Below are 25,009 nucleotides of genomic sequence, written 5' to 3'. Positions count from 1 at the left end.
CTGAGCTATTCCCGCGGAGTCTGTCCAATTTTTTTAAATAAAAAACTGAATGAAAAAATTTTGGAGCGGGAAAGGAGACTCGAACTCCCGACCCCAACCTTGGCAAGGTTATGCTCTACCAACTGAGCTATTCCCGCATGGGGCTTATAATACATTAAGAAAAATCAGGGTCAACATTTTTTTGTTATAAAATCGCTCATTTGCATAAAATTAACACAGATGACTTATTTTTTTGCTAATTCCTCCTAAAATTGAACACACTTTAAGCAAGTTGGTTTCTTTCAGCATGATTCATTTTCATATTAGGGGCAAAAAATATAATCCGTTATACTCAGTTCAAGTTAAATATTGAAGGAAATGAGAGATGAGCCTTGAACAACAATTGATTGAGCAGTTACAAATGCTTGATCCGACCCATTTAGAGGTCATCAACGAGTCAGCAGGTCATGGTGGCTATTTTCCAGGTAAAGAATCACATTTTAAAGTGATTATTGTCAGTGAAGCTTTTGCAGGCTTACGTTTGGTACAACGTCATCAAAAAATCTATGCTGAAGCCAAAGATTTACTCAGTCCAGGAAAAATTCATGCTTTAGCCATTCATGCCTATCTTCCAAGTGAATGGCAAGGTCAAGCCCCTGCTAGCCCTGAATGTGCACATGCACCAAAAGCATAAGGCAGATTATGGATACGCATTTAATGATCAAAATCATCCACATGTCGAGTGCAGCATTGGCAATGTTGGTCTTTGTTTTACGTGCATTCACACTCTTTGTTGGTACGCAAAATCAACAACCTAACCCGAAAGGTCGTGTGGCTTTTGTGGCTATACAGCACTTATCTTATACATTACTTGTGATCACGGGCGTGACTTTATTGGTCATGAATCAATTCCAAGTACAAACTTGGTTCTATGCAAAAATTTTACTATTTTTTGTATTGTTATCATCACAAATCAAAGCCTATAAAAAAGATGAAAGCATTCTTTTAGCACAGCGCCGTGCAGGTTTGATACTGGGTGTGATAGCCTTTGTTTCGATCATTGGCTTGATCATGATTAAGCCAGTTTTTGGTTGATTGTTAGACATTTATTTCCTACTTGTATGCAGTCTAGGTTAAACTGCATACAAGTCAAAAAAGAATGAATTTGGGGGAATTATGCTGACACGTGTGGTATTTAACCAAAAAGGTGGTGTAGGAAAATCAAGTATTGCTGTAAATTTGGCAGCAATGAGCGCCAATGCAGGGCTAAAAACCTTGGTGATCGATTTGGATCCACAAGCCAATTCAAGCCAGTATTTGTTGGGAGATGATGCGACCTATTCTGCTGATAAAACCGCACTTGAGCCAAATATTGAAAACTTCTTCCAAGATATTTTAGGGAATAATCAACAAAAAGGTTTATTGGGCAATGCTATTGGTTCAATTTTAAAGTCTAAAAATAAAGGCTTTGATCAATATATTCACACGTCACCTTTTGAAAATTTAGATGTATTGCCTGCAAGCCCAACTTTAGGTAGTTTGGAGCATGCATTAGAAGCCAAACATAAAATCTATAAATTACGTGATTCGATTCAAACCCTTGCAGGAAAATATGATCGTATTTTTATTGATACACCACCAGCATTTAACTTTTTTACCTTGTCAGCATTGATCACAGCGGATCGTGTACTTATTCCTTTTGACTGTGATGTCTTTTCTAAGCGTGCCTTACAGACATTGATTGAAAATGTCATCGAAACCCAAGATGATCACAATGATCGTTTAGAAATTGAAGGGATTATTGTCAATCAATTTCAAGCACAAGCAAAATTACCACGAGAAGTCGTACAACAACTGAAAGATGAGAATCTTCCTGTACTCAACACTATGTTGCCACCATCGGTAATTATGAAAGAGTCACACCATAAAAACCTACCACTCATCTATTTTGCTACAGATCATAAATTGACGCAGGCATATCAATCATTGTTCAATGAGATTGAGCAAAGATAAGATCGAGATATAGCATGAAAATAAGCTATTTAAATGTTGTGAAATGGGCAGCCTTGGGTGTGGGACTGTCTGTTTTAACAGCATGTGCCACCACAGTAAAACCAAGTTATGTATCACCTACACAATATCAAGCAATGAATTGTGCACAATTAGATGCTGAGTTCCAGCGCATTCAACAATACATCAATAACGGCATACAACCCGCAAAACGTACAGGCGTGGGAGTAGGTGTAGGACTTGGTGGTGGTTGGGGTAGCGGTGGTTTTGGTTGGGGCATTGGTCCAAGTATCTCTGTCAACATGGGACAATCTTCTAATACCAAAAATACAGAATTGTCTCGCTTATATGGTGAACAGGATGCAATCTCTCAGGCAGCACAATTTAAAAACTGTCCTTATGTGCCAAAGCGTCAAGATGTTAAAAAATAATAAATACATGCATACTGTGCTCCAGTTGGCACAGTATGCACTTTAATATTTAGCAAAATGTTTCAAGATTAACTCAATAAAAAACAAAAAGTTAATCCTTTATATTGGCAACAAAAAGCTTAAAAATTAACCAAATTTAGGATTAAAAGCTTGTCATGCTTTTATATTTTCGTTTAAGGTGTGCGCCTGTAAAACTGATTTGAAAGCACTATATGATTGAAAATTGGCTATTTATTGCTGCAATGTTGGCTGTGCTGCTCATTCCAGGACCCACCAATGCATTATTAGCCAGTTCGGCACATCATCAAGGCATTGCAAAAACATTTGCCTTAGTGCCTGCACAGCTTTTAGGTTATCTATATGGCATCAGTATTTGGGCGTTACTCATTCATTTAACTTTACCAATCTGGCCATTCCTAATCGATATTTTACATTTTGCTAGTGCCCTTTATGTATTATGGCTTGCATTTCATTTATGGAATGCCTCACATTTACAAACACATAGTCAGCTACACAAGACTTTAACACCATCTCAACTGTTTATTTCAACTTTAAAAAATCCAAAAACCATTTTATTTGCCGCAGGTATTTTCCCTATCGAAACATGGGATTCCTATATACATTATTTTTTGGTCATGGCGATATTTGTATTGTGTCTAATCCCCTGTTCATTGTTTTGGATCTATTGGGGACGCACAGTATTGGCGGGGAATATTAAAGGAGTAAGTGCTGACCGTTTATATAAAGGTTCAGCACTATTTCTGATTTTATGTATGTTGCCTGTAGTTATTCGCTTCTTTTAAGCTTTGTTTTTATTGAAAAATTTATGGCGAATAAAGCCAATCACACCCGGTAAAATACTGAGGAAAATAATCCCGAACACCAGATGCGTAAAGTTATCTTTAACCAATGGATGCGCACCAAATAAATAACCCAGTGTAATAAATGAACCCACCCAACAAATCGCACCGACAACATTATAGGTCAGGAAATATTTGTAATTCATACTACCTGCACCTGCAACAAATGGCGCAAAGGTACGAGCAAAAGGTATAAAACGAGCAAAAATAATGGTTTTACCACCATGTTTATCAAAGAATTGTGAGGTTTTAATCAAATGTTCTTTATTAATAAAACGTGACTCAATTTCAAAGACTCGTGGTCCAATATATTTACCAATATGATAATTTAGCGTATCACCTAGTACCGCCGCAATAAATAATAAAATCACCAACAATACAGGGTCCATTGCTCCTGTTGATGCAGCCAATGCGCCTGCAGCAAAAAGTAAACTGTCACCTGGTAAAAATGGCATCACCACCAAACCCGTTTCGACAAAAATAATCAGGAATAAAATTCCGTAAACCCAGTAACCGTAATTTGTTATAAATTCAAATAAATGCTGGTCAACATGCAAAATAAAATCAATGAGATTCATGAAATAAAAGCTACGTCAAATCGTGCACAAATCCTAGCAGTCTGTGCTATGAAAGTCAGTATTAAAAAGTAAATAAATGCATGTATTATCGTTCCATTTATAAAACAATAAGTCTGATTTTTACATATTTATCCAAAAATAAGACCGTACTATGATGACCTCATTGTTTAAAAAGAATGTGAATTAGGTCTCATCATGTTAAATCCAAATGTTGTTGTAAAAAATATCGTTAACCAAACAAATACTGATGCAATACTTGCACTCATCGCTCGTGCACTTCTAGCATATATCTTTATTGTTGCTGGTTGGGGGAAACTGACTGCTTATAGTGCAACTGCAAGTTATATGGAATCTATGGGAGTACCGAGTGCTATGTTGCCCCTCACTATTTTGGTTGAATTGGGAGGTGGCTTGGCATTGCTATTGGGTTTTCAAGCCCGTTTTGCAGCATTCGGTTTAGGTATATTTAGTTTAATTACTGCATTTTTGTTTCATGGTAGTGCCGAGGATGGCATTAACTTCATGAAAAATTTTGCGATGGCAGGTGGCTTGTTTTTCTTAATGTTACATGGTGCAGGTAAATTTAGTCTTGATCATATCATTGAAAAATAAATCAATATTTAAAAAATAAGTTGAAAAACCAAGCCAGATCAAAATCTGGCTTTTTGCACAACATTTTTATCAAGGATCAGGAAAGCTACACCATGTAAATCCATCTGAGCTCGCCATAGCCTATAGATTTTAATCCTCAAACTTTTTTGCTTGCTGAATCAATTGTTGAAAAACAGCACTATCTTGGATTTGATTTGCACTGAGTAGAGCCAATTTTACCAAAAATAATTCACGTTTTTCTGATGGTACAGCATCGATCGTTTCTGCCAAGTGATCATATACTTTTTCGAGGTTTTCAATAGAAATACTCATGCTGCTGCTCCTTCGACAACATCCGTAAATTGTTTAAATGTTTGTGTTAATGCATTTTCACGATAATTCAACCAACGACCGTTGATATGATGACCAGGACGAACCAAATAAACCGTACCTACTGATGCAAAGAAGCGTTCTGTTGCAATCTCAGGAGCAATGCTAAATGACACATCTGCATCAGCCACCATTTCCCCATCAATTGCTAAGGCAACAATTTGTACAGGAATATCCTGTTGTTTTAATCCAAGAACTTCTTGTGCTAAACCTATTGGTAATTGAGCATTTTCAGTAAATACAAGTACGGTAAATTTACCTGAAATTGCATCATACAAGAACGAATTTTCTGTGAATTTGATATTTGGAATCAACGCACCATTTTCAGTCAGCTCATTCATTTGAGCATTGTCATCACACACGCTATTTAATGGTGAATGTGTATAGGCATGTGGACGTGACGTACGCCAATGGTAAAGTGGACGAACAAATTCATGCTCTAGTGATAATGAAAGTACAGCATTACGCAATAAACGGAAACCATCTGTTGGTGGCGCCATAAAACGAGTTGATTTGCCTGCTTCAGCAATAATTTCACGTGCAGCTCCAACACGATCAAAAGTATAACTTTGCAAGATTTTCTCTGGTGCCCAACCTTTTACGGCTGCTGCCAATTTCCAAGCCAAATCTTGTGCATCTTGGAAACCTGTATTTGCACCACGCACCCCAAAAATTGGTAATAAATGTGCAGCATCACCCACGAAAATAATGCGGTTATGTACATAATTATCCAAGGTCAATGCACGTGCTGAATAAACCGTACTCCAGTCCATTTCCCATTCAAGATGATCTTGACCAATCATTTTTAATTGATCATTGACTGCTTTATGTAAATTTTCAGGTTTTAAAGCATCTTCAGGGCGAATTGATGGATCTAATTGATAGTCAAAACGCCAAATATTGTCAGGTTCACGATGCATTAGAATGGTATTACCTGGATTCCAATCAGGAGAGAAGAAAGCTAAACGTTCAGTTGGATAATCCAATTGAATACGAATATCTGCAATGACAAAACGACCTTCGTAACTTGCCCCTTCCATCCATAATTTCATGCTTTCACGAATTGGTGAACGACCTCCATCGGCTGCTACAACCCATTTAGATGTATGTTGATACGTACCTTCAGGTGTTTCTATGCTTAAAGTGACTTGATCTTGTGCTTGCACATGATCAACTACTTTATTGCCCCAACGGACTTCAATATTGTCTTGTTCTTGGATGGTTTCTAATAAGAAATGCTCTAACCAGTTTTGCTGTAAATTATTTAAAGGTGCAAACTGATCATGTTCATTGGTTGGTGATGCCATACGAAAGGCAACTTGCCCCTTATAAATCGAATTACCATGCGTCCAAGGTAATGCTTTTGACATAATGCGTTCTGCTGCACCTGCGGCTTGCAAAATTTCCATTGAACGTTTGGTATAAACCAATGCTCGGCTACCTTCAGACAACTGCAATTCAGCAGACAGTAAAATAACTTTTACCCCTTGTTTTGCCAACAACAGTGCTGTTGTCATCCCAATTGGACCTGCACCAACCACTGTCACTGTTTGTTCATCAGTCACAATATCTGTTTGACTATGAAAATGTGGATAAACTTGATACTGATAATAAAGCGATTTTCTTGGCGCTTGTGCTGGAAAATGCATGTTGAACTCCTTCTCTTATATACACTTCATTTAAGATTTGATATCAGATGCCAAAGCTAAATTTGCTGACATATCTGTAGAAAATATGGATTGTTCTGCTTGTATGACACTGCGATACGCTTGGCTGCCACTTAAGCCATAAAAATAAAAGCCGTAAAGGAAAATAGTGAGTACAGCACAAATGATCCAAACTAAAGTAAAAGAACCTGAAGCTGTTACAATCATTGAAATAACAGGTACACCAGTCGCAATACCTAAAGTTTGGAAACGTAAGCAAATGCCATACACTTCACCATAATGAGCAAGTCCATACGTTTTTGATGCCACGACAGCAGGTGTCACTGTTCCAATACAGTTGCCTATTCCCCAAAACATCACACCAACTAAACCGAGCAACCACATACTGGACGAAGTGGTAAAAATAAAAGGGATACAAGTCAAAAGCACTGAAGCTGCAACAATTGCAGTGGTTACGAATAAACCTAATTTGTCATATAACCAACCTAAAAGAACTTTGGCAAAGATCATGATTGCAAGGGTAATCACCAATAGTGTTGCGGCTTGTGCCATACCAAAGGTATTTTGCAGATAAACAGGCAGTTGCAATACGATGCCACCACCAACAAAACCCACTAAAAATTGAGCTGCCAACATTGACCAAAAAAATGGTTTTTTCTTTAAAATTTTCGGTTCAAGGTTGACCAAAGCCAACGTACTCTGTGTTGAATTTTGCTGTTCTGATGCAGCCTGATCTGCACCCAAAGCTTTTAACCCAATACTTTCAGGTGATGCTTTGATAAAGACTCCGATCAACACCGTACCACCGACAAACATGATCAGTGCGACAGTTTGATAGGCAAAAGCGAGACTATAATACTGAATACAATAGCTAATATATTTACTTAAGAGCATGCCAAAAAGTGCACTACCTGATAGTGCAATACTCATTGCCAAGCCTTTCTTTTCGACAAACCAACGATTCACCAAAATATTAGGCGGAATAAAGGTCAACCCTGTAGAAAAAAAACCAAATAGCCCAGCAACAAGATATAAAGTAAATACATTCGATGCCAATGAAAAAGCTGCATAACTTAAGCAGAATCCAGTTAAAAATACCAACAGGGCTTTTTGAGTATGTTGCTGCAAAATTTTCCCAACCTTGGGAGAAAATAGCATCACAGTAATGTTAATGATGGTTGAACAAAGCGCAAACTGGGTTGCACTAATGCCTACGTTTTGGGTAAAAGCATTTAAATAAATATTAAATGTCGTAATGGTGAGTGCAATCGCAGAACCAGATACTGCCATTAATACCAACACTATCCACCAACCGTAGAAAAATTTATTCGATTCCCTCATCGTGCTTTCCCTTATTCCCTGAATGTCTACTCAGAGAGAAAGCACTGTATACAGTAAATTTTATCTCTGAGTAATATACGCTGTTAAAGCTTTCGCCGTTCCTTTTAAAGCCTTAACTTTTTCATTTTCAAAATCCATCGGCAGATAAGATTCACTGCCAAGAGCTGCTATACAAAATTCAATTTCGCCATGCACATTGAAAATAGGCACACAGAACGAATTGATCCCTGCCAACATGTCACCCGAAACTGTCGCAGCGCCCTTTTCCACAATGCTGTGTTTCATTTCCTGAAACTCAGTCCAATTGCTTGGATATACCGTTTGTCCTTGCGCTTGTTTCATTGCCCACTCTTGTTGTAACAAAGGTTTGACAATGTCTTCTGCCATAAATGAGGCATAGGCACGACCTGTTGCAGAGTTCAGCAACGGCATAATTGACCCTACACGTGTAATGACTGAAACGGGTTGATTCGGTTCAATCCACTGCACAATGAGTGGTCCTTGTGATGTCCATTTACTAATTTGCAAACCGCATTCAATCTGACGGTGCAATTCATAAATCATCGGCTGCGCAGCCTGTATCGCATCGGTACGTTGAATACAACTTAAACCTAAACGCCAAGCCTGATCACCAAGTGCATAACGTCCATCATCTAACTGTTTGGCGTAATTCATACGAACCAAACTCACCACATAACGATGAACTTTTGCAGGATGCATCGACAATTTTTCTGCCAGTTCTTTGAGCATCATGGGTACTTGCTGCGAAATTAAGGCATCAAGTACGGTTAAGCCTACTTCTAAAGACTGCACCCCACCTTGTGTTTTTTCTTCAGACATAAGTCTTCAACTCTCATTGCTTTGATCAGCATTCTACTCGAAGCACACTGATTGCAAAGTGCCAAACACAAGAAAATGATCGTGATGTACTCGAAGTTTGCCTCCTGCTGATGATTCAAAATTTTAGTAAAATTACGTTATTCATAATTAAATTATGTATTGCGTAATTTTATGAAATGAGTATGATGAGATTAATTGCAAAAAGCAAGAGTTCTTAGACATTAGGCTGATAAATTTTAAACATTAAAATAAACATTTGTTTTTAGATGATTTATTTAAATTTAAAAGCCATTTAACAACTAAAGTCTTCGTACATTTACCGAAATTTAGTGAATAAAGCGCACCCAATGCGCTTGCGTTTTGACACAAGGAACATGGAAATGACTAGCCAATTGAAATCATTCATCGACGTTGCACAAGACTCAGACTTCCCGATCCAAAACTTGCCATACGGCGTATTTAGTGAAAGTCCAAAAGCTCAACGTCGTGTAGGTGTGGCTTTAGGTGAATGGGTGGTAGACCTTGCTGCATTGGAAGCACATGGTTTTTTAAACCTAAAACAAGGCGAAACGTATTTTAACCAAGCAACGCTGAATAAATTTATTGAATCAGGTAAAGCCAACTGGTCTAAAGTACGTACAGAATTACAGTACTTACTTTCAGCACAAAATGCTGAATTACGTGACAATGATGAATTACGTAAGCAAGTTTTTTTCAAACAAGCTGATGTCACGCTACACCTCCCTGTGCATGTACCGGGATATACCGATTTTTATTCCTCAAAAGAGCATGCAACCAATGTAGGTTGTATGTTCCGTGATCCTAAAAATGCCCTTTTAGCCAACTGGTCTGAGCTGCCTGTGGGCTATAACGGTCGTGCAAGTTCAGTCATCGTCAGCGGTACAGACATTGTGCGTCCATCAGGTCAGATTAAATTACCAACAGCAGACCGCCCACAATTTTCTGCCTGTCGCAAACTCGACTTTGAGTTAGAAACAGGTTTTATCATTGGTAAAGCAAATGCATTAGGTGAGCCGATTTCTGTTGAAAATGCGTGGGATCATATTTTTGGCATGGTGCTTTTTAATGACTGGTCTGCACGTGATTTGCAACAATGGGAATATGTACCTCTTGGTCCATTTAATGCCAAAACTTTTGCATCATCTATTTCCCCTTGGATCGTAACCTTAGAAGCACTTGAACCATTTAAAACACATTCACCAGTACAAGAACCTCAACCCCTTGCCTATTTACGTGAAGATCACAGCAATAATAGCTATGACATTCACCTCTCTGTAGAAATTCAAGCACAAGGGGCAACACAAACAGATGTAATTTGTGAAACCAATTTCAAATATATGTACTGGTCGATGGCACAGCAATTGGCACATCACACAATTGCAGGATGTAATGTTCAAGTCGGTGACTTGATGGGTTCAGGAACCATTTCAGGTCCAACAGAAAATTCTTATGGTTCTCTACTCGAAATTACATGGAATGCCACGAAACCATTAACCCTTGCCAATGGTGAACAACGCACTTTTATTCAAGATGGCGATACCTTAACCATGAAAGGTTTCTGTGAAAAAGATGGTTTACGTGTTGGATTTGGTGCAGTGTCAGGCAAAGTCCTACCTGCTGTTCAGTTTAACTTTGCAGAATAAGACGGATAGTGCACATGAAACTGTATACCTATTTTCGCAGTTCAGCCGCCTATCGAGTACGTATTGCACTCAATTTAAAGGGATTAGATGCCAAGTTAATTCCTGTACATTTGCTCAATCATGGTGGTGAGCACCACAGTGCGACTTATCGTGAAATTAATCCGAGTGAACTTGTGCCTGCATTCTGTGATGATGATTTCACCCTGACCCAATCTCTCAGCATAATGGAATATTTGGATGAAAAATATCCAGATATTGCACTACATCCGCAAGAGCTTGAACAACGTGCGTTGGGACGTGCCTTTAGTTTAAGTATTGCCTGTGATATTCACCCACTCAACAATCTACGCATTTTGCAATATTTAACCAATACCTTAGCCGTAAGTGATACACAAAAATCTGCATGGTATAGACATTGGGTTGAAATAGGTTTTAAAGCACTTGAAGCACAATTGACCCATTCGAATGGCAAATTCTGTTTTGGCGAATATGCAACATTGGCAGATTGCTGCCTCATCCCACAAGTCTATAACGCCAAACGCTTCAATATTGATTTATCTGCATATCCCAAAATTGAATCCATCTATGCGCATTGCAATACCTTAGACGCATTTCAACGTGCAGCACCCGAAGTACAAGCTGAAGCAACTTAATATTTTATAAGGATATAAATCATGGCAATTCAAATCGAAAAAATTCACCACGTGGCTTATCGCTGTAAAGATGCAAAAGAAACCGTGCAGTGGTACAAAAAAAATCTCAATATAGATTTTATTTTAGCCTTTGCTGAAGACTATGTACCATCAACCAAAGCCTTTGATCCCTATATGCATTTATTCTTAGATGCTGGAAATGGCAATGTTTTGGCATTTTTTGAGCTACCGACCCAACCTGAGATGGGACGTGATGAAAATACACCAAAATGGGTACAACATATTGCATTAAAAGTAAAAGATCGTGCTGCATTGGTAGAAGCAAAAGCACATTTAGAAGCCAATGGTATCAATGTTTTAGGTATCACTAATCACGGTATTTTTCATTCAATTTATTTCTTTGATCCAAATGGTCACCGTTTGGAGTTGGCATATGATGATGAAAAAGCACCACAAAAAATTGCGATGATTACAGAGGAAATGAAGCATGACATGTTAGAAGAATGGTCTAAAAATAAACGTGCGCCACAGCATACTCATTTTTTACATGCAGATGAGTTAGACCATAACGCTACAGATACCAAAGTTGATGCTTAATTTTAGGAATGATCTAACGCATGAATAAAGTGCTTATAAGTACTAAGTTTACATTGATGAATATGACCACTCATCATTCATATATCGAATAAAGTATGACTTTCTTCCTCGGGCTAAGCCCCGAGGTTTTTGCTCAATCAAAAAAGCACTGCTTAAATACAATGCTTTTTCTAACTTTAAAATAGGATTTTTATTTTGTATTTAACGCTCTACTAATAAACATACTGTAGCAATAATTGTGCATAAGTATTGTTTTCAGTACCATTCACTTGTGAACCTCCGTTTAAAATATCTTTTTTCGGCTTAAAAAAACCAACCAAAGGAATAACGTTAATATTTTGAGTTGGTGACCAAACAGCAAACATATCGAACTCATGACCATCCAAATTTTCAGCATCTTTTTTAATCGTATCAAATTGATATGCCAACAGACCTAAATGCAGATTTTCCTTTACAGAAGCTTGCAGTGAAACTTGGTGAATACGAGCATTACTACTAAAAGGTCCTGCATAATTTCCTGCAACTTCACCTTGAAACCATGTACCAAAACCAGCATCGGTATTACCATAAAATAATGCATCATAATTTTCAGAAAATGATGAAAAACGATAGCCTAGCGTTGGCTGAAATGGCACTTGATCAAAGTGGTAATTCAATGCCATATACCATGCATTTTCATTCTCATCTTTTTGATCTTGATAGACATATTCGCTGCTGAAAGCAAGCTGATCATTGACTTGTGCTTTCGCTCTAAATGCAATATCACTTAAATCATCACGTACAGATTCATGCAATGGATCTTCAAGATCTGTAATTTGTAAATAGGTCAATCCAAAATCATAATTTTTAAATTGATATTGCCAATCTGTCGCCCATAAGGTGGGTTGATATTGTGCTTTATTGTCAGATTTTAAATAGTACCAATGGCTTTTTAAATCATCAGTCAATTGATAGTGTAAAACGCTTGTAAAATCAAAGCTTTTACGGGCAGCAATATAATAACCACCCCCACGATTGAGCTCACCATCCGCAATGCCTTTACCCATATTTAAGGCATCACCAGCAACTAAAAAACCATCTGCAATTTGTACATTTTGCCGACCTATACTTAGATCAATCTGGGCTTGATCGGCTGCGCCGTTTCGCCAACCGAGTGACCATTCACCTAAGGTTGTTTTGCGCTCACTACCATTGGTAAATCCTGCTGCATCACCATCACCAAAGGTCGCAGAACTCAACCCTTTCACTGTGCCATACAGCTCATTTGTACCTAAGCTATATTGCCCTTCAACACCATAAGAAGCATAGGCTTCTTGCCATGAAATATCATCTTGTGCTTCGGGATTGTTATAACTTTTTTTGCTGTACATCGCACCATACATAATGTCTATACTAGGTTTGATGCTGAAATTTTCATTGATCTGCACATTTTCAGCCTGTACAACACTATTCCCCAACAATGTAAAAATGCTGAGTGCATATATTCTTTTCTTCATGTCTTTTCTCATTGTTCTCGATATAAAAAAGGATCAGTACAAAACTGATCCTTTCAGAATAAATATCAGTGTTGATGCTGATCTTTTTGCTTTTGTTGGTCGTTGTCATTTTTCAAGGTTGGCGTACTATCAAAGAAGTTCCACGGTTTCAACATGGTATATACCCATTCCGTTGGCATAATTGGCCATTCTTCTGCACGGGCAACATGGGTTGTACCTGTAGTCATCCACACCACCAAATCCTTGTCTTTGATATTGTCATTATTGGCAACAAACTCACCAAGCCCTGTATCTTTGACCGAACGATTTGAATATTTACCTTCAGGGAATAATTCATTGGCATCACGCTTCGTGACCCAAATTTGCTTATCCATAAAGCTTAAACGTTTAAATAACCACTCATCTGGCGAGAAGTTTGCACCTTTAGCAATAGGATGTGTGCCGCCTGCAAATGGAATCATTTGATAAGACACAGGGTTACCCATGCGGTTTTCTTTGTTGGTATTTGAAATCAGACGAATTGTCGATGGATCAAATTTTTGAGCAGCTTCTTGTTCAGTATTGACAATACGTTCGTTGACTTCCATTGCGCTACTGCGTGGGCCACCTCGAGTATTTTTAACCACCACAGGGTCCATTTCAACAAAGCTGTTATTACCACCATCCACATCCATATCCAAACGGAAATTATAAATATGTTGATGGGTTGTACCGACAATATTATGATCAATCAGTGTACCAAAACGTGTATCTTCTTTGGCTGTCGCATCATGCATGGTACGAGCTTTCACGCCTTTTACCGCTTCAATACCTGTCGCACCTGCATTAATCCCGATAATGCCGTTATTGTTAAATACCCAATCAAAGATATAGTCATAGTTACCGACTGTACTAATCCAACGCACGACCAATTCACGGCGTTCTGAACTGATATTAGGCTGATTCATTTCTTGATGTTTAAACTCAGGTCCTGCATAGCGTTCAAATACTGCAATCGCATTTGGAATCACACGTGGCTGACCCGTGTAATCTGCAATCACAGCATCAAGCAGTACAGCATTATCTGGTGCATCAATCCCCTTTTCAATTGAGGAAGTAAGTGTTCCCATGCCATATTCACCAGAATCAAGATAAGACTTGAAGTACCAACCCATATCAGGATCACCATAAGGTACAACCATGCCACCCAAGTTCCCTTCGTACATGACTTTACGTTTTTCACCTTTGTCTTTATACGTTACGGTTGAAACTTTTAGACCCACACGTGAATCTAAACCAACATGGAAACACCAAGGTCCCCAATGAATGGTTTGTCCAGTAATGGAGAAATTTTTACCTTCAGGTTCAACGATATTTAAAGGTTTAAATTGGTTTTTATCATTTTTATTTGCAATGGAGTTTGCAGTCATCGGCACAGGAATAATTGCACCTTCTTCCAATTTGATAATTTTCTTATTGTCTAAATCCACCACTGCCACAAGGTTTTCAATCGGGTGCGCCCAATAATTACCATCACCTGTATCCAAATAAGATACAACTTTTAATACATTCAGTTCACGATCTAAACCATCTTTACCACCGAAATAACCGACAGTTAACGGGGTTGTTACAACTTTAGAAATATCTTTAACACCACGTTTTTCAAGTGCTTTTTTATAGTTTTTATCTTTCGTGACGATTTCTTGGACGGCGACCATATCATCATATAACACCATACCATGTGTATTTTCTAAAACTTTCCATTGCGTGACTTTTTGTGTTTTTAGATCGACTAAACCCTCTATCACTTGCTTACCTTTGAGCAAAGTAAACTCAGCAATTCGATCCTCTTTTAGCTCTTGTCCGCGAATAAAAGCATTCCACACTTTTTCTTTTTCAGGCTCTTTGAGCTTAATTTCTGAAAAACGCATATTTGGATAAGCATATTCTGACTGGCTAATCACTTTAAAAGTCTGAGAAATTTCTTGCGATGTTAAACCATTCAGTGGATGTGCAACGGACTCAATTTTAAATGTTTGATCCAAACCTGATTGGAAAACTTCTGAAGCAAATTCTTTGCTAACAACAGGCTGACCATTTTTTTCAACCAATGGCACACTGACTTTGAGTGGTTTACCATTCACCAAAACCGTATCTGAATTTGCTTTTGCCCGTACGATTAAAGATCCCTTAGAAATCGTATAGGTATTGGTAAAATCATCTTTTTTAACATCAGCACCAAAATCACTCATGTTTTGATATAAAGGCACCATTTCCGCTGCTTGACCATGCGCCCATGCATTGTGCTGAACCCCTAAAGCCAATGCAGCAATCGCAACATTCAAACTTGCGAACTTTTTTAATGATTGTGTAATTTGATTCAATTGCATTGTGTCAAAATCCATAATAAACACGACGATAGATTTAAAATAATGCAATTCAATCTATAAAAAATCCTCCCAAAGGATGATTTTTTATTTTAAAAACTTCAGCATAATCTCCTGACGATTATTTATTCCTGTTTTTTGATAAATATGTTGAACATGGGTTTTAATTGTCGCAAGACTACTATTTAAATGTACTGCAATGGTCTGATTATTTAAACCTTTTAATATTAAATTGAGCACCACAATTTCCTTTTTAGTGAAATGATACAACTCATAAATATTTGTAATTTCCAATTTATCTGTTTGATTAAAAAAATATTTTTTAGACAGTTCACAAAATGCATCCAACATATTTTTTTCTTGTGCTGTGAATATTTGGCTGTCTTGTTCTCGAATAAGACTTAAACCTAAAATAGGCTCACCATTACGTTTTCTAAAAAAAATTTCTGCTGTATCTTTTAATTTCCAACGTTGCATAAAATCAGCATAATGATCATCACAAGTATATTCACTGAGTAACTCAACATTATGTTCTTTGTGATGATAATGCTTCATAAATGATACAGGATCATTTTCGACTTCATGGTTTAAATATTCAGTTAATGATTGTGCAGGGATATTAAAATTTTGATAATTATAAGCATGGTTTATATTATCAATTGAATACAGCAAGTAGCCATCGAAATCAAAAACTCGACTCACTTGCTGCATAAAATTTTGAGTAAAATCTGTTATAAACTGATGATTAAGCATAATTTCCACCGATCCTGTTCGGAAATATGATTAGCAAGATATACGCCAAAAAGTCCTTCGCTTCCTGCAAAGGACTGATAGAAATTTATGGCGTAATATGAACGGCTTGTTTATGGGTAAATAACAATAAACCCGCCAAACCAAATGAATAACCTAAACCTGATAACTTCCAACCACCAAAAACGGCTGCTGGCGACAAATCAGAATGACTATTCACCCACACAGTACCCGTTTCCATTTGACTGGCAATCTGCTCAGCGAGTTCTAAATTTTCACTCCACACTGAACCACCTAAACCAAATTCTGTGGCATTACTGCGTTGTAATACCTCATCTATCGTACTAAATTTTAATACAGGCAATACTGGACCAAATTGTTCTTCATCCACCAAGGCAATACCTTCACGAACATTGGTCACAATGGTTGGCGCAATAAAATAACCTGCTTCAGGTAAAGTTTGCGCTGTGGTCATGACTGTTCCACCTTGCGCTATAGCATCCTGAATTAAACCTTTAACTTTGTCATATTGCATTTTATTTTGCACAGGACCAAAGCTCACGGTCAGATCTGTACCATCGCCAACAACTTGACGATTTGCGATATTTACTAACTTTTCAACCAAAGCATCATAAACATTTTCATGTACATATAAACGTTTCAGTGCAGCACAGGTTTGACCTGCATTTAAAAAAGCTGAACCGAAAATCTTTTCGGCAACTGTATCTAGATTAGCATCTTCAAGCACAATACCCGCATCATTGCCACCAAGTTCCAGTACTACACTTTTTAATGAACGTACAGAATGACTCAAAATGCTTTGTCCTGTACGAGTAGAACCTGTGAATGTCACTTTATCTACAGCAGGATGTTCACTTAATGCCTGCCCAACTTCACCTTTACCCAAAACAATATTACATACGCCTTGTGGTAAATGACGATTAATAATTTCAACCAATTTAATCGTACTGAGCGGCGTATATTCGGAAGGCTTATTCACCACACAGTTTTTGGTTTTGAGTGCAGGGAAAATATGCCAAACGGCAATCATAAATGGCCAGTTCCACGGTGTAATTGATGCCACCACACCAAGTGGACGATTATATACTTTAATGGTTTTACCACTTGGCTCTGTAATCGTGTCTACAGGAATATCTAAACTGGTTAAATACTCAATCCAACCTGCACCTGCTTCGACTTCAAACTGTGCCATTGCCAAGGTTTTACCTTGCTCTAAAGTAATAAGTTGGGCAATTTCATCTTTTTCTGCACGAATATCAGCTGCAATTTTTAGAAAAAGTGCATGAATCGCCTGATCATCGGTATTTTTCCATGTTTTAAATGCTTGAGCAGCCGATTCAATGGCTTCATCTACTTGTTTTAGACTTGCACTTGCCACATCTGCCAGTATAGTTTCATGAGCGGGATTAATGACTGCAAAATTTGCTGCCTCACCTTGTATTTGTTGACCATGAATAATCAAAGCTGTATTCATTTATATTTCCTTATATGTTCAGTCGAATGAAAACTATTTTAACGATGAATTTCAGCTTAGAACTCATCCCAAAGGATGATATTTCTACTAAAACCGACAAAAACATTAAGTCCGTTGCATCAGTAATTCAACAGCTTTTTCTGCCACTGCAATAGTCGGAGCATTCGTATTACCACTTGGAATAGTCGGAAACACCGAGCAATCAATGACACTCAACTGTTCAATACCATGCACTTGTAAATTGAGATTAACCACCGAATCTTGCTTGTTATTGCCCATACGACAGGTTCCTACAGGATGATAAGTCGTTTTACAGGTACTTCGCACAAAATTTTCTAAAGCGTGTTCATCATGATGAATCGACTGTGGCGGAGAAAAAACCTCACCAACTTGTGCTTGAAAAGAAGGCATTTTCAACAAATCTAAACCAAATTTTGTTGCACGAACCATCCCTTTGACATCTTCCTCATCACTCAATAAATGCCCTTGAATGCGTACAGATTCTTTCGGGTTTTGGCTGGTTAAGAAAATTTCACCCCGTGATTTTGGACGTAAAAAGCAGTTTTTCAAAGTAATGCCATGTGTTTTGCCTTTGCCTAATCCATCAGGATCATCCCAAGTATCTAAACCGGGTAAAAAGTGTGCTTGTACATCAGGGCGACCCTCGTTACGCGTATCGACAAATGCACCACCTTCTAAAATATTGGAACTCACCACACCTGTACGAGTCAACATCCACTGCGCACCATTTTTAATTTTTTGCAGTCCTAAATCCTGCCCATATAATGAATTGGGTGCTTTGGTTTCTGCATTGATCGATACATGTAAATGGTCATGATAATTTTTACCTACAGGTAAATCTTGTAGCGTTTTAATACCGATCTCTTGTAAATGTTGTGTAGGACCAATGCCTGACAACATAAGAATTTTAGGTGTTCCAATCGCACCTGCACTTAAAATAATCTGTTTACGTGCTTTAAATATCTGACGTTGACCATTCATTTCACATTCGATCGCTGTTGCAACACCATGTTCAATTTGAACTTTATGCACTAAAACATTCAATTTCACTTGAAGCTGTGCATCATGTTCCACCATTTTGAGATATGTGCGAGAAGCACTCGCACGCTCTCCATTGACAGTGGTGGTTTGGAAAAATCCAACCCCTTGCTGGTCTGCACCATTAAAATCATTTACATAGTTCAAACCAAACTCTTGACCTGCACGAATAAAAGTTTGTGTTAAAGGATGTCGGTGACGATTTTCACTGACATTCAAAGGACCTTGCGTACCATGATAATGCCCAGACAAGCTTTCATTGCATTCTGATTTTTTAAAATATGGCAATAAGTCATCATAGCCCCACCCTGTACAACCGTATTCTTCAGCCCAAGTATCATAATCTTGCTTTTGACCACGAATATAAATCATACCATTCACAGAACTACTGCCACCAAGCACTTTCCCTTGCGCACATGTCATACGACGGTTTTTAGTGTTTGGATCTGGCTCAGTGGTGTAATCCCACGTTTTTGTAGGAATCACTGTAGAAACACCCGCGGGCATTTTAATGAAAATATTATCATCACTGCCGCCTGCTTCGAGCAGTAAAACAGTTCCTTTACCTTGCTGAATTAAACGGGTTGCAACTACACATCCTGCCGATCCTGCACCACACACGATATAATCAAATTCTTGTAATTCCATTTACTTTCCCTTTCCTACTCGTACTTCTACACTTCACGCAAATAAAAAATTAATCACCTTGCTTAGCACACAATTAGTTCACATATTTATTAAAATTAATGTTAATATATTAACTAAATAATCAATTTTCAACCTTTATTTGCATTTAAAGAGACTAAAATTGCCAAAAATTTTCCAAAGTCTAAATTATCCTAATTTTAGAAATTACTTTATTGGGCATACTTTATCGACTTTAGGAACATGGATTCAACAGGTTGCATTGGCATGGTTGGTTTATGAGTTGACCCACTCCGCAGCACTTTTAGGTCTGATTACATTTTTTGCACTTGCGCCGCAACTGGTCATTAGCCCCTTTGTCGGTGCGCTGATTGATAAACTCAATAAAAGAAAAGCTTTAATTTTTGTACAAGTTTTATTTTTTATACAAGCACTTGGTTTAGCACTGTGTACTTATTTCCATTGGCTTAATCAAAGCAGTATTTTGGCTCTGTCTTTGCTGTTAGGCGTATTAAGTGCCATTGATACGCCTTTAAGACAATCATTCATTAGTGATCTCGTTGAAGACAAAAATTACATCGCCAATGCTCTAGCTTTAAATGCCATGATTTTTAATTCATGTCGTTTTATTGGTCCTCCCATTGCGGGTTTGTTATTGGTAATCGCCAATCCTCTGCTGTGTTTTATTTTAAATGCCTTATCTTATTTTTGCCTGATCATTGCCTTAATGCTAATGAAAAATATTCAAGTCATCAAAGCAAAAGGTTCAATTTCAAATGTACTGAAAGAAGGCTATCTTTATGTTTTTCATCATGTTGAATATAAATGGATGATGCTGTCCATCGCAGTTTTAAATTTAACAGCATCAAGTTACGTGGCAATTTTACCTATTTTTGCCAAAGATTATTTAAAAGGCAATGAAACCACTTTAGGCTATTTATGGGGTGCTGCGGGCATTGGCTCATTCCTATCTGCGCTGCTCCTTGCCAATACACAAAATGAAAATCAAATTAAAAATCGTATTTTTTACAATATGTTATTTTGTATTTTAGGGTTAACTCTCTTAGCAGTAATCGACATGGCTTTCTTTTATTATTTTGCCATGTTTTGTTTAGGATTTGGAATTTCCACCACCAATGTATCGACCAATATTCTCATTCAACGCCATGCACCCAGTGACTTTCGTGGGCGGATTGTGTCGATCTATACCTCTTTACGCTTTGGATTTGATGCATTAGGTGGATTATGTGCTGGCATCCTTGCCACATATATTGGTGTAAAAAACACCATGCTTATTTTTGCAGTATTACTCGCATCTTTTACGTTGCTTAAATTTTTTAAAGATAAAAAAATTGCTGCACTTCAACTCCATCAATAAACCTGTATTAAAGCTTAATTTTTGATAAATCATTCAACATTGTCATTAACTGCTGTAATTTTTCAGCGCCATATTGTTCCTGAATCTTTTTATACGATATTTCCATTTTCACAGCTTGTTGCTCGAAACATGCTTGACCTGCATCAGTCAAAGAAATCAAATTAATACGTTGATCATTGACATCCTTACGCTTTAAGATTAATTTTTGCTCAATCATACGGTTTAAAATCCCCGTGAGACTTGGCTTTAAAATACATGCAAAATCAGCAAGTTGGTTGCTCTCAAGTTCCTCGTATTGATATAAAATACGAATGACTCGCCACTGCTGCTCTGTCAAACCAATTTCATTCAGTGCAGGACGAAAATAGGTCATTGTAGCTTCACGTGCTTGTAACAATGCCAATGTTAAAGATGGGCGAATCTTGTTCATATCAAACCTAATCATTTATTTTAATAAATATATTAACTTAATTTTATAAAATTTTTATAATTTTCTTTGCAATATGAGCAATGATTTTTCTTAATATAAAATAAAAATCACTTGAATGTTAATGTTTAAATAATAAAAATATTATCATCTATATTTTATAAACAAACAGAAATAGTGGATAATTTTCTATTAAAAATTATCCACTTATAAAAATTAAAAAATAATCTTAAACCGTTTAGAACTTTTTAGTATAGGTCAAAAAAGCACGATTTTCCTGAAAGTCATTACCATGATCAACATTATAATCGACAAACATATACTGTACGCCAACCCCCTTAAACATCGGTTGTTGTAAGTTATAGCTCAGAATTAAATCAAGCTCAGTTTCTTTATTTTTACGCCCATCTGCCATTTTAATCTCATCACCATAAGAATATTTGGCAATGGTATTTAAACCTGGAATTTGGTCTTTAAAATTATAGGCATATACCACGTGATAAGACTTTTCTTCCTCTTTAGCAAAGCCTGTCACATTCCAGTTAATAAAATAAGTTTCTGGTAAAAAGCCATCTAATAACGGATAAGCATCACCCATAATTTGTTGATAACCTACAGCCAAACTATGGTTTTTATATTTTACAGTCTCTAATACACCAATATTTTGTGTATCAATAGAAACTGCTTTACCCGTATCTTGTGCATTAAAATACTTTAACTTCGAATTTAATGCCCATTCACCAGAAAATTTAAATGTGTGATCTAAACCAACATAATGCAAATTAAATAAATCAGACAAATTACCAAAATAATATTCAGCTTTTAAAGCATCATTAAATTTATAACGTACATCCAAATAATTTAAACCATCAGATTCATTTTTAATGCCATTTTTAGTATAGGAGAACTTTTCAAAATCCTCATCATTTCGTGCTGAAACCCGTGAAATATGCCCCACTTCGATCCCAAGTTGATCATTAACCTTACTATTAAAATTTATTCCCATATAGGATGACAATAATTGGCGACTACCATCGACAGAAGTAAGTGGTGTGTCTAACCATAATTCACCTGCACGTAATACATTGTCTTGATATTTAAATTTTAAAGTTCCACCATACTTTTGAAAATCATTGGCTTGGCTCTTAGACTGCGTATCAAAAGGTAAAATACTATCAGAAACATGCTTGTCTGAGCTTAAACGTACAGCATATTGTGCTGAAGCATCCAAGCCTATTTCTAACTGATCAAAAGGAGTTTTTTGATAATCTGAAGTATAAAATAAAGAGACTCCTTGCGACCAACTGCCCTGATCTTTTACTGCACTGTTATCAAAATCTCGATCAATATATGCATTTTTGAGTGATAATTTCCAATTATCTTCAGCATATATCGCTTGACTACATGTCACCCCAATTAACGTAGAATGTAAAACAATGGCACTCACTTGCCGTATTGCTATTTTTAAACTTGGCATAATTCATCCTTTGAAATATGTTTCTGTCTTTCTATTCTTTATTCCGAATAAAAATCCATTAAATAATAATTAATATATTAACTATTAATTTATTAATATATTAACTTAATGAAAAATAAAACTCTAGGGTTAAACTCTAGAGTTTTATGATTTTTTAAAAATTAGATTTTAAACTTGCTCTTGTTCAGCACGTTTCTTTAAATAAATGCGTGTTGCAACCGCAGGGGAATCACTTGCCACTGAATTCAAAATGATGTTGATCTCGATCATCAAGTACATCTTCTAAAGCCCCCAAACCCTCAACATCTTCCTGAAAAGCTGCAAATAATTGCTCATGCATAAATGCTTCAATATGCTCATCATCCAAAGCAAAATCACGTCCATGTACAATAAAATAATGCATCGTATTATTGGTTTCAGGCGTTAAAATATGTGCTGTATGAATTTTAAAAGTTTGCCGAGTATTTTCATCAAGTGCTGAGTCATAAAATGAAACACTGACTTGATGTAATCCTGGTGATAAAAACTCTGATGTAGCAATACGTGCAGCCGTTTCCTTAGCTGCAAGCCCTGTTGTTTCACCCCATACAGGTGACAAAGTTGTCGGTACAACTTCACGGATTAATTTATAGTGACCCTCTTTTAATTCTGTTTTATACGGTGCACTCGCATAGTCTGGTGTACCAATGGTATTGGCATGTAAAAACGTTAAATGGGTTAAATCCATTAAGTTTTCGTGCATACTGACATAGTTTCCAGGATGGAAAAAATAGCCTGAAGTACATGCCCACTGCTCGCTCTCTAACCATGGTAACTGAGGGATTTTTGACTCGTCCGCAAGTTGCTGATCACCTAACCAAATCCAAACTAAAGGACCTGTTTCAACCAATTTATAGCTTTGAATCCCAATCCCATGAGGGCATTGTTTTTGTGAAGGGATTTCGACTAAATCACCTGAGGTATTATATTTAAAACCATGATAACCACAGATGATATTATTTCCATCTAAATGGCTTTTTGACAATGGAAATGAGCGATGTGCACAACGATCCTCAAGTGCTACAGCTTGCCCTTCTAAAGTACGGTACATCACGACACGCTTATTTAAAATTTTACGTGCAAACAAACTTCTACCAATTTCTTCTTTAAATGCAGCGACATACCATTCATTTAAAATCAATGGTGTATCTTTGTTCGCCATTTTATCTGCGGCTTTACGGCATGCTTCGATAATATTTACGGTTGGAATGGTCATACAATATCATCCTGATGATGTCTGAATATTTTTAATTTAAAGATCAAGCTCAATCATTTGGCTTTTGGCTCTGGAAACACAAATCAACATGCTCTTATTTTCAGCACGTTCTTCATCACTTAAAATCATGTCTTGATGGTCAGGCGTTCCTGAACACACTGTAGTTTCACAGGTTCGGCAAATCCCTGCACGACAGGAAAATGGCAGCTCAAAGCCTTCTTGTTCTAGGGCATCTAAAATTGATTGGTCTGCCATCACCTGAATTTCTTTACCTAAACGTTTAAGCTTTACTGTAAATGAATCAGAAGTTTGTATCGTAGAATCTGCTAAAACAGGCGCACTGAACCATTCAAAATGCACACGTTCTTTCGGAAGATGTTGCGCAGCATGTTGCACACTTTGCATCATGGCATTTGGACCACAGCAATAAATATGTTCTTTTTCACTTAGATTTTGCACAATTTCGTCAACATTTAAATGCTGCTGTGCATGTTCATCATTGAAATAAAATTGAATATTTTCAGGTGCTAATTGCATTAAATCTTCATAAAAACTAGCACGTTGTTTATGTCTTAACGCATAAATTAAACGCCATTTTTTCTGGTTTTGAATACAGTAATGAATCATGGATAAAATAGGCGTAATCCCGATACCACCTGCAATAAAGCAATATTCCTCAGCATCAAGCAAAGGGAAATTATTACGAGGAGGACTGACTTTTAACGTATCGCCAACACAAATTTTTTGGTGAATATATTGTGAGCCACCACGACCATCCTGCACCAATCCAACCGCAATCACATAACGCTGTGTCTCACTGGAGCAATTCAACAAGGAGTAATGTCGAATCAAACCATTTTCAAGATAAACCTCTAAATGCGAACCTGCGCTAAATGCAGGTAAGGCATGTTGCTGCGGATGTTGTAATTCTAAAACAATTGTATCTTTGGCTTCCGCTTGAACTTGCGTCACCACCAATGCCAATAATGAACTTTCCATAGTTGCTGACTTCCTTTTCATATGGTCTATATGAATAAGATTCAGTATATGTAAACTGTAC

24 protein-coding genes and 1 tRNA gene are annotated in these 25,009 nt (G+C 37.1%); 10 read left to right on the top strand and 15 right to left on the bottom strand.

Translation table 11 applies throughout. The features are described 5' to 3' along the window. Window positions 1-61: 61 nt before the first annotated feature. Window positions 62-137 (bottom strand) — tRNA-Gly (locus tag AVJ19_RS12830). A gap of 227 nt (window positions 138-364) precedes the next feature. Between AVJ19_RS12830 and AVJ19_RS12825 the strand changes: the two genes are divergently transcribed. The 5 genes from AVJ19_RS12825 to AVJ19_RS12805 all read left to right on the top strand — a co-directional run bounded on the left by AVJ19_RS12825 (window position 365) and on the right by AVJ19_RS12805 (window position 3,223). After that, window positions 365-673 (top strand): BolA family protein, encoded by a 309-nt coding sequence (locus tag AVJ19_RS12825; RefSeq protein ID WP_111860084.1) that lies wholly within the window; start codon window positions 365-367, stop codon window positions 671-673. An 8-nt stretch (window positions 674-681) separates the two neighbouring features. Beyond that, a complete protein-coding gene (locus AVJ19_RS12820) occupies window positions 682-1,074 on the top strand; it encodes a SirB2 family protein (RefSeq protein ID WP_111860083.1) in 393 nt (130 codons plus the stop codon). 81 nt (window positions 1,075-1,155) lie between these two features. After that, window positions 1,156-1,992: a ParA family protein gene (locus AVJ19_RS12815; RefSeq protein WP_111860082.1), complete on the top strand. Its 837-nt coding sequence runs from the start codon at window positions 1,156-1,158 to the stop codon at window positions 1,990-1,992. Between the two features lie 14 nt (window positions 1,993-2,006). After that, window positions 2,007-2,420, top strand: coding sequence for a hypothetical protein (locus AVJ19_RS12810; protein WP_111860081.1), 414 nt, complete (start codon window positions 2,007-2,009; stop codon window positions 2,418-2,420). 212 nt (window positions 2,421-2,632) lie between these two features. Next, window positions 2,633-3,223: a LysE family translocator gene (locus AVJ19_RS12805; protein WP_111860080.1), complete on the top strand. Its 591-nt coding sequence runs from the start codon at window positions 2,633-2,635 to the stop codon at window positions 3,221-3,223. On the opposite strand, the gene AVJ19_RS12800 is transcribed toward AVJ19_RS12805, so the two are convergent. Beyond that, window positions 3,220-3,858 (bottom strand): DedA family protein, encoded by a 639-nt coding sequence (locus AVJ19_RS12800; protein ID WP_111860079.1) that lies wholly within the window; start codon window positions 3,856-3,858, stop codon window positions 3,220-3,222. The genes AVJ19_RS12805 and AVJ19_RS12800 overlap by 4 nt on opposite strands. 195 nt (window positions 3,859-4,053) lie before the next feature. On the opposite strand from AVJ19_RS12800, the gene AVJ19_RS12795 reads away from it, so the two are divergent. Further along, the gene (locus tag AVJ19_RS12795) at window positions 4,054-4,470 is read left to right on the top strand and encodes a DoxX family protein (RefSeq protein WP_111860078.1); all 417 of its coding nucleotides are present in this window, start codon (window positions 4,054-4,056) and stop codon (window positions 4,468-4,470) included. Between the two features lie 129 nt (window positions 4,471-4,599). Here the strand turns inward: AVJ19_RS12795 and AVJ19_RS12790 are convergent, their stop codons facing one another. The 4 genes from AVJ19_RS12790 to AVJ19_RS12775 are packed head-to-tail and all read right to left on the bottom strand — an operon-like array spanning window position 4,600 to window position 8,687. Beyond that, a complete protein-coding gene (locus AVJ19_RS12790) occupies window positions 4,600-4,782 on the bottom strand; it encodes a hypothetical protein (protein WP_111860077.1) in 183 nt (60 codons plus the stop codon). Next, entirely contained in the window at window positions 4,779-6,488 is a 1,710-nt protein-coding gene (locus AVJ19_RS12785; RefSeq protein ID WP_111860076.1) for an FAD-dependent monooxygenase, read from the bottom strand. Before AVJ19_RS12785 ends, AVJ19_RS12790 begins: the two co-directional genes overlap by 4 nt. Before the next feature lie 30 nt (window positions 6,489-6,518). Next, a complete protein-coding gene (locus AVJ19_RS12780) occupies window positions 6,519-7,847 on the bottom strand; it encodes an MFS transporter (RefSeq protein WP_111860075.1) in 1,329 nt (442 codons plus the stop codon). Between the two features lie 60 nt (window positions 7,848-7,907). After that, window positions 7,908-8,687 carry an IclR family transcriptional regulator gene (locus AVJ19_RS12775; RefSeq protein ID WP_111860074.1) on the bottom strand — a complete coding sequence of 260 codons (780 nt, stop codon included), beginning with the start codon at window positions 8,685-8,687 and terminating at the stop codon, window positions 7,908-7,910. Between the two features lie 380 nt (window positions 8,688-9,067). Between AVJ19_RS12775 and fahA the strand changes: the two genes are divergently transcribed. The 3 genes from fahA to AVJ19_RS12760 are packed head-to-tail and all read left to right on the top strand — an operon-like array spanning window position 9,068 to window position 11,601. Then, window positions 9,068-10,351, top strand: a complete 1,284-nt coding sequence (gene fahA / locus AVJ19_RS12770) for a fumarylacetoacetase (RefSeq protein WP_111860073.1) — start codon at window positions 9,068-9,070, stop codon at window positions 10,349-10,351. 14 nt (window positions 10,352-10,365) lie between these two features. Continuing rightward, on the top strand, window positions 10,366-11,004 hold the full coding sequence (maiA, locus tag AVJ19_RS12765) for a maleylacetoacetate isomerase (RefSeq protein ID WP_111860072.1): 639 nt from the start codon (window positions 10,366-10,368) through the stop codon (window positions 11,002-11,004). Between the two features lie 21 nt (window positions 11,005-11,025). After that, window positions 11,026-11,601: a VOC family protein gene (locus AVJ19_RS12760; RefSeq protein ID WP_111860071.1), complete on the top strand. Its 576-nt coding sequence runs from the start codon at window positions 11,026-11,028 to the stop codon at window positions 11,599-11,601. Between the two features lie 212 nt (window positions 11,602-11,813). On the opposite strand, the gene AVJ19_RS12755 is transcribed toward AVJ19_RS12760, so the two are convergent. The 5 genes from AVJ19_RS12755 to AVJ19_RS12735 form a co-directional block, all read right to left on the bottom strand. Then, a complete protein-coding gene (locus AVJ19_RS12755; RefSeq protein ID WP_111860070.1) occupies window positions 11,814-13,097 on the bottom strand; it encodes a hypothetical protein in 1,284 nt (427 codons plus the stop codon). Window positions 13,098-13,162: 65 nt separating this feature from the next. Beyond that, window positions 13,163-15,466 carry a primary-amine oxidase gene (gene tynA / locus AVJ19_RS12750; protein WP_111860069.1) on the bottom strand — a complete coding sequence of 768 codons (2,304 nt, stop codon included), beginning with the start codon at window positions 15,464-15,466 and terminating at the stop codon, window positions 13,163-13,165. 84 nt (window positions 15,467-15,550) lie between these two features. Beyond that, window positions 15,551-16,216 carry a helix-turn-helix transcriptional regulator gene (locus tag AVJ19_RS12745; protein WP_111860068.1) on the bottom strand — a complete coding sequence of 222 codons (666 nt, stop codon included), beginning with the start codon at window positions 16,214-16,216 and terminating at the stop codon, window positions 15,551-15,553. A gap of 85 nt (window positions 16,217-16,301) precedes the next feature. Then, the gene (locus tag AVJ19_RS12740; protein ID WP_111860067.1) at window positions 16,302-17,708 is read right to left on the bottom strand and encodes an aldehyde dehydrogenase family protein; all 1,407 of its coding nucleotides are present in this window, start codon (window positions 17,706-17,708) and stop codon (window positions 16,302-16,304) included. Window positions 17,709-17,813: 105 nt separating this feature from the next. Continuing rightward, window positions 17,814-19,415, bottom strand: coding sequence for a GMC family oxidoreductase (locus tag AVJ19_RS12735; protein WP_111860066.1), 1,602 nt, complete (start codon window positions 19,413-19,415; stop codon window positions 17,814-17,816). Window positions 19,416-19,575: 160 nt separating this feature from the next. Here AVJ19_RS12735 and AVJ19_RS12730 point away from each other — a divergent pair, with 160 nt between their 5' ends. Next, window positions 19,576-20,790, top strand: coding sequence for an MFS transporter (locus AVJ19_RS12730; RefSeq protein WP_228203362.1), 1,215 nt, complete (start codon window positions 19,576-19,578; stop codon window positions 20,788-20,790). Window positions 20,791-20,797: 7 nt separating this feature from the next. On the opposite strand, the gene hpaR is transcribed toward AVJ19_RS12730, so the two are convergent. The 4 genes from hpaR to AVJ19_RS22785 form a co-directional block, all read right to left on the bottom strand. Continuing rightward, window positions 20,798-21,220, bottom strand: a complete 423-nt coding sequence (hpaR, locus tag AVJ19_RS12725) for a homoprotocatechuate degradation operon regulator HpaR (RefSeq protein WP_111860065.1) — start codon at window positions 21,218-21,220, stop codon at window positions 20,798-20,800. A 235-nt stretch (window positions 21,221-21,455) separates the two neighbouring features. After that, window positions 21,456-22,694 carry an OprD family outer membrane porin gene (locus tag AVJ19_RS12720; RefSeq protein ID WP_111860064.1) on the bottom strand — a complete coding sequence of 413 codons (1,239 nt, stop codon included), beginning with the start codon at window positions 22,692-22,694 and terminating at the stop codon, window positions 21,456-21,458. A gap of 229 nt (window positions 22,695-22,923) precedes the next feature. Next, the gene (locus AVJ19_RS12715; RefSeq protein ID WP_228203361.1) at window positions 22,924-23,949 is read right to left on the bottom strand and encodes an aromatic ring-hydroxylating dioxygenase subunit alpha; all 1,026 of its coding nucleotides are present in this window, start codon (window positions 23,947-23,949) and stop codon (window positions 22,924-22,926) included. A gap of 36 nt (window positions 23,950-23,985) precedes the next feature. Then, window positions 23,986-24,948, bottom strand: coding sequence for a PDR/VanB family oxidoreductase (locus AVJ19_RS22785; RefSeq protein ID WP_111860063.1), 963 nt, complete (start codon window positions 24,946-24,948; stop codon window positions 23,986-23,988). Window positions 24,949-25,009 lie beyond the last annotated feature (61 nt).

The sequence above is a fragment of the Acinetobacter sp. CFCC 10889 genome, from assembly GCF_003268395.1.
Taxonomy (GTDB): Bacteria; Pseudomonadota; Gammaproteobacteria; order Pseudomonadales; family Moraxellaceae; genus Acinetobacter.
This window is presented reverse-complemented; position numbering and strand designations above follow the sequence as displayed.